6 protein-coding genes are annotated in these 6511 nt (G+C 51.1%); 2 read left to right on the forward strand and 4 right to left on the reverse strand.

Features of this window, described 5'->3' with window-relative positions; all coding sequences use genetic code 11:
• Positions 1-104 precede the first annotated feature (104 nt).
• From sbp to cpxP, 4 genes are all read right to left on the reverse strand, one after another.
• Positions 105-1094: a sulfate/thiosulfate ABC transporter substrate-binding protein Sbp gene (gene sbp / locus ACJHYO_RS21450; protein WP_000758726.1), complete on the reverse strand. Its 990-nt coding sequence runs from the start codon at positions 1092-1094 to the stop codon at positions 105-107.
• Between the two features lie 319 nt (positions 1095-1413).
• Positions 1414-2376 (reverse strand): 6-phosphofructokinase, encoded by a 963-nt coding sequence (gene pfkA / locus ACJHYO_RS21455; RefSeq protein ID WP_000591795.1) that lies wholly within the window; start codon positions 2374-2376, stop codon positions 1414-1416.
• Positions 2377-2556: 180 nt separating this feature from the next.
• Entirely contained in the window at positions 2557-3459 is a 903-nt protein-coding gene (gene fieF / locus ACJHYO_RS21460; protein ID WP_001076748.1) for a CDF family cation-efflux transporter FieF, read from the reverse strand.
• A gap of 148 nt (positions 3460-3607) precedes the next feature.
• On the reverse strand, positions 3608-4108 hold the full coding sequence (cpxP, locus tag ACJHYO_RS21465; protein ID WP_001223800.1) for a cell-envelope stress modulator CpxP: 501 nt from the start codon (positions 4106-4108) through the stop codon (positions 3608-3610).
• A 149-nt stretch (positions 4109-4257) separates the two neighbouring features.
• Here cpxP and cpxR point away from each other — a divergent pair, with 149 nt between their 5' ends.
• Both cpxR and cpxA read left to right on the forward strand, forming a co-directional pair.
• Positions 4258-4956 carry an envelope stress response regulator transcription factor CpxR gene (cpxR, locus tag ACJHYO_RS21470; RefSeq protein WP_001033719.1) on the forward strand — a complete coding sequence of 233 codons (699 nt, stop codon included), beginning with the start codon at positions 4258-4260 and terminating at the stop codon, positions 4954-4956.
• Positions 4953-6326 (forward strand): envelope stress sensor histidine kinase CpxA, encoded by a 1374-nt coding sequence (gene cpxA / locus ACJHYO_RS21475; RefSeq protein ID WP_000580417.1) that lies wholly within the window; start codon positions 4953-4955, stop codon positions 6324-6326. The genes cpxR and cpxA overlap by 4 nt, the downstream gene beginning before the upstream one ends.
• Positions 6327-6511 lie beyond the last annotated feature (185 nt).

Consider the following 6511-nt stretch of genomic DNA (forward strand, 5'->3'; position numbering starts at 1 on the left):
TTTTTTCCCTGTACCTCAAAGAGATGCAAGGGTAACGCAAAATCGTGACAAATAAAAAACCCAGTCGCGAGAAACCACCGGGCTTGATAATTATCCTGGAGAAATCAGCGTTTGCTGATCTGATCGAACGTACCGCCGTTAGCAAAATGCTCTTTTTGCGCTTTCGTCCAGCCGCCGAACTCTTCATCAATGGTGAATAACTTCAATTTTGGAAACGCATTTTCGTACTTTTTCGCTACCTCAGCGTCGCGCGGACGGTAGTAGTTTTTCGCTGCAATTTCCTGACCTTCTGGCGAGTAGAGATATTTCAGGTAGGCTTCCGCCACCTCTTTGGTGTCTTTTTTCTCGACCACTTTATCGACCACCGACACGGTTGGCTCTGCGAGGATAGACTCACTCGGCGTGACGATTTCGAATTTATCTTTCCCCAGTTCATTCGCTGCCAGCAGAGCTTCATTTTCCCAGGCAATCAGTACATCGCCAATTCCGCGCTCGACAAAAGTGTTAGTGGATCCGCGCGCGCCAGAATCCAGAACTTCGACGTTTTTATACAGTGCCCGAACAAAATCCTGTGCTTTTGCCTGATCGTTGTTGTTGTGATGCAGCGCATAGCCCCAGGCTGCCAGGTAATTCCAGCGCGCGCCACCAGAGCTTTTCGGATTAGGCGTGATCACCGAAACACCCGGTTTAATCAGATCGTTCCAGTCATGGATCTGCTTCGGATTACCCTTACGTACCAGGAAAACAATGGTGGAAGTGTACGGTGCGGAGTTATCCGGTAGACGTTTGATCCACTCTTTATCAATCCGCCCGCGTTCCGCAATTGCGTCCACGTCATAGGCCAGAGCCAGCGTGACAACATCAGCTTCAATACCGTTGATTACCGACGTCGCTTGTTTGCCTGAACCACCGTGTGACTGACGAATCACCACGTTATCGCCAGTTTGCTGTTTCCAGTGGGCGCTGAATGCCTTGTTGTACTGTTCGTACAATTCGCGCGTTGGATCATATGAAACGTTAAGAAGCTGAATATCCTTTGCCATAACGCTGGTTGCCGCCAGCAAAAATGTTAACCCTACGCCCCACTTTTTCATCGCCCGACTCTCTTATGTTGTGTTGTGATGAGCAAAGCGTGCCAGAAGGTTGACCAAACATTAAAGAATAAAAAAAGATTGGCTATAACTTGCGAGTATATGTTGGGGGATTAAAAAGGCGGAAGAAATCCGCCTCATATTGCTGACAAAGTGCGCTTTGTCCATGCCGGATGCGGCACAAACGCCTTATCCGGCCTACAAAAGTTTGCAAATTCAATAGATTACAGAATTCATGTAGGCCTGATAAGCGAAGCGCATCAGGCCTTTTTGCTTCTGTCATCGGTTTCAGGCTAAAGGAATCTGCCTTTTTCCGAAATCATTAATACAGTTTTTTCGCGCAGTCCAGCCAGTCGCCTTTGAACGGACGCTTCATGTTTTCGATAGCGTCGATGATGTCGTGGTGAACCAGCTGTTCGTTCTGGATACCTACGCAACGACCACCGTAACCTGCCAGCAGCAGATCGATAGCGTAAGCGCCCATACGGGAAGCCAGAATACGGTCGTAAGGCACCGGAGAACCACCGCGCTGGATGTGGCCCAGCACAGTTGCGCGGGTTTCACGACCGGTTTCTTTCTCGATGAAATGCGCCAGTTCGTCAACATCACACATATGTTCGGTAATCGCCACGATCGCGTGTTTTTTACCTTTCGCGATACCCGCTTTGATTTCGTTTACCAGGTCTTCACGGCTGAATTCAACTTCCGGAACCACAACGAATTCACAGCCACCGGCAATGGCCGCAGCCAACGTCAGATCGCCACAATAACGGCCCATCACTTCCACCACGGAAATACGCTGGTGAGAAGAAGAGGTGTCACGCAGACGGTCGATCGCTTCTACAACGGTGCTCAGCGCAGTGAAGAAACCGATAGTGTAGTCAGTGCCTTTGATGTCGTTGTCGATAGTGCCCGGCAGGCCGATGCACGGGAAGCCCATTTCGGTCAGACGCATTGCACCCATGTAGGAACCGTCACCGCCGATAACCACCAGCGCGTCGATCCCACGTTTTTTCAGGTTTTCGATAGCCACGGCGCGGATGTTCTCGTCGCGGAATTCCGGGAAACGCGCAGAACCGAGGAACGTACCACCACGGTTGATCATGTCAGACACGCTGTAACGGTCTAGCTGTACCATACGGTCTTCATACAGACCCAGATAGCCGTCATAAATGCCCATTACTTCCAGACCTTCTGTCAGCGCAGAACGAACAACCCCGCGAATTGCGGCGTTCATGCCTGGCGCATCACCGCCGCTTGTCAACACACCGATTTTCTTAATCATGACTACCTCTGAACTTTGGAATGCAAAATGAAATCTGTTGCCGGAAGTCTTCTTGCACATCGAAGTGATCCAACGAATGTGCAAATAGTATAACAATCACTTCCTGCTGAATTGATTCAGGTCAGGCCAAATGGCGGTATTTTATACACAAAATGCGGGTCTGGCTCTCTTTTATACTGATTATGAAAGCATAGACCGTTTACCCTCCCTGGGTACGACGGAACAGGGGTCCTGATGGATAATCACATCCGATCCCGGAAAACGCCGTAAAATAGCCTGCTCTACCTGATCCGCCACCATATGTGCCTGAACCAAAGGCAGAGAGTCTTCCATTTCCAAATGAATCTGAATAAAGCGGGTCGGCCCTGACTGCCGCGTGCGAAGATCGTGAGCGCCGCTAACACCCGGCCAGGAAGTCACGATATCAATAATTTCTTGCCGTTCTTCATCAGGCAATGCGCGATCCAGTAATGACTGTACCGCCTCATATCCCATGCGTAACGCGCTATATAAAATATAGATGCCGATTCCCAATGCAAACAGAGCATCGGCGCGATGCCAGCCGTACCAGGACAACCCCAGCGCCAGCAGAATTGCACCGTTCATCATAACATCAGACTGGTAATGTAGCATATCAGCCCGCACCGCCTGGCTTTGCGTCCGGCGCACCACCCAACGCTGAAACGAGACAAGGATAATCGTACAAATTAGCGCCACAATTGTCACGATAACCCCGACGCCTGGATCTGTCATCGGTGTTGGAGATACCAGATGTTGAATACCCGTCAAAAACAGGAATAGTGCCGAACCGGAGATAAACATACTTTGCGCCAGCGCCGCGAGGGACTCAGCTTTACCGTGACCAAACGAGTGATTATCGTCGGCAGGTTGCAGGGAATATCGCACCACCAGTAAATTCGTCAACGACGCGCCGATATCCACCAGCGAATCCACCAGCGCGGCGAGAATACTCACCGACCCGGTATACCACCATGCAAAAATTTTAATCAGCAATAGCAGCGAAGCCATCGCCGTCGCAGCAATCGCCGCCCGACTGACCAGCCGTCCATAAGATTGATTCATAAATACTCCCGCTATCAACTGACGGTAGTATAACGGAAGCAAATCATCTGCAATGCATTAAGCAGCAGGCAAATTGAGGATAAAAAAAACCCCCACATCATGTGGGGGAAGACAGGGATGGTGTCTATGGCAAGGAAAACAGGGTTTACTACTGGGAACGTGAGTTGCTACTACTCAATAGCTTCAACGATGAACTTTTTTGCCATTGCGTCACGTCGCGCAACTGCTCCATTCGTTGTTGATGTTTCTCGTTTAAAACCGCTTGCTGCTCCGGCGTTAACAGGCGATACATTTGGTTGCGGACTTTTGCCATCTCAACCTGACGAGCTATTTGCTCGTTCGCCATTTTTTCTGCCTGTGCGCGCACAGCGTTTTCATCAAAATTTTCTGCGGTGACAAGGCGATGCATTGTCTCCAGTTCGCTAACATTAACAGGAGGCTGTTCGTGCCGGGCCTGTTGCATAAGATCTCGCATCTGCTGACGCTGATGTTCGGTTAAACTTATGCCGTCGAACATATGGCTCTGCGTACTGCGCTGCGTAAGTTCTTCACCCGGATGCCAGTTATCGCCTGAACCGACTTCAGCAGCGTGGCTTAATGAACTGACTGCCAGCGTTGAGGCCATGACGGCAGCGGTAACTATGCGCATCATTTGCTCCCAAAATCTTTCTGTCGCGATTCAACGATAGAGAGTTTACGATTCAGGCTGCAAACATGCGTCAGGGGGTGTAAAACAACGTAAAGTCATGGATTAGCGACGTCTGATGACGTAATTTCTGCCTCGGAGGTATTTAAACAATGAATAAAATCCTGTTAGTTGATGATGACCGAGAGCTGACTTCCCTATTAAAGGAGCTGCTCGAGATGGAAGGCTTCAACGTGATTGTTGCCCACGATGGGGAACAGGCGCTTGATCTTCTGGACGACAGCATTGATTTACTTTTGCTTGATGTAATGATGCCGAAGAAAAATGGTATCGACACATTAAAAGCACTTCGCCAGACACACCAGACGCCTGTCATTATGTTGACGGCGCGCGGCAGTGAACTTGATCGCGTTCTCGGGCTTGAGCTGGGCGCAGATGACTATCTCCCAAAACCGTTTAATGATCGTGAGCTGGTGGCACGTATTCGCGCGATCCTGCGCCGTTCGCACTGGAGCGAACAACAGCAAAACAACGACAACGGTTCACCGACACTGGAAGTTGATGCCTTAAGTCTCAATCCTGGTCGCCAGGAAGCCAGCTTCGACGGGCAAACGCTGGAGTTAACCGGTACTGAGTTTACCCTGCTCTATTTGCTGGCACAGCATCTGGGTCAGGTGGTTTCCCGTGAGCATTTAAGCCAGGAAGTGCTGGGCAAGCGCCTGACGCCTTTTGACCGCGCTATCGATATGCACATTTCCAACCTGCGTCGTAAACTGCCGGATCGTAAAGATGGTCACCCGTGGTTTAAAACCCTGCGTGGTCGCGGCTATCTGATGGTTTCTGCTTCATGATAGGCAGCTTAACCGCGCGCATCTTCGCCATCTTCTGGCTGACGCTGGCGCTGGTGTTGATGTTGGTTTTGATGTTACCCAAGCTCGATTCACGCCAGATGACCGAGCTTCTGGATAGCGAACAGCGTCAGGGTCTGATGATTGAGCAGCATGTCGAAGCGGAGCTGGCGAACGATCCGCCCAACGATTTAATGTGGTGGCGGCGTCTGTTCCGGGCGATTGATAAGTGGGCACCGCCAGGACAGCGTTTGTTATTGGTGACCACCGAAGGCCGCGTGATCGGCGCTGAACGCAGCGAAATGCAGATCATTCGTAACTTTATTGGTCAGGCCGATAACGCCGATCATCCGCAGAAGAAAAAGTATGGCCGCGTGGAACTGGTCGGTCCGTTCTCCGTGCGTGATGGCGAAGATAATTACCAACTTTATCTGATTCGTCCGGCCAGCAGTTCTCAATCCGATTTCATAAACTTACTGTTTGACCGCCCGCTATTACTGCTGATTGTCACCATGCTGGTCAGTACGCCGCTGCTGTTGTGGTTGGCCTGGAGTCTGGCAAAACCGGCGCGTAAGCTGAAAAACGCTGCCGATGAAGTTGCCCAGGGAAACTTACGCCAGCACCCGGAACTGGAAGCGGGGCCACAGGAATTCCTTGCCGCCGGTGCCAGTTTTAACCAGATGGTCACCGCGCTGGAGCGCATGATGACCTCTCAGCAGCGTCTACTTTCTGATATCTCTCACGAACTGCGCACCCCGCTGACGCGTCTGCAACTGGGTACGGCGTTACTGCGCCGTCGTAGCGGTGAAAGCAAGGAACTGGAGCGTATTGAAACTGAAGCGCAACGTCTGGACAGCATGATCAACGATCTGTTGGTGATGTCACGTAATCAGCAGAAAAATGCGCTGGTTAGCGAGACCATCAAAGCCAACCAGTTGTGGAGTGAAGTGCTGGATAACGCGGCGTTCGAAGCCGAGCAAATGGGCAAGTCGTTGACGGTTAACTTCCCACCTGGGCCGTGGCCGCTGTACGGCAACCCGAACGCCCTGGAAAGTGCGCTGGAAAACATTGTTCGTAATGCTCTGCGTTATTCCCATACGAAGATTGAAGTGGGCTTTGCGGTAGATAAAGACGGTATCACCATTACGGTGGACGACGATGGTCCTGGCGTTAGCCCGGAAGATCGCGAACAGATTTTCCGTCCGTTCTATCGGACCGACGAAGCACGCGATCGTGAATCTGGCGGTACAGGTTTGGGGCTGGCGATTGTTGAAACCGCCATTCAGCAGCATCGTGGCTGGGTGAAGGCAGAAGACAGCCCGCTGGGCGGTTTACGGCTGGTGATTTGGTTGCCGCTGTATAAGCGGAGTTAAACTCCGCATTTGTAGGCAGGATAAGGCGTTTACGCCGCATCCGGCATTTGAGCAGGATGCCTGATGCGACGCTGATTGAACTGAACCCCAAAACCTGGACAGTTTCAGTTAACCGGCTTTTTGATACTCAGTCCGGTATTCTACCGGGCTGAGTCCCCCAAGACTGAGTTTTATTCTTTTTTGAT

Origin of the sequence: Escherichia sp. WS1118 (genome assembly GCF_046487695.1) — a bacterium.
In the GTDB taxonomy this organism is placed as follows: domain Bacteria; phylum Pseudomonadota; class Gammaproteobacteria; order Enterobacterales; family Enterobacteriaceae; genus Escherichia; species Escherichia coli.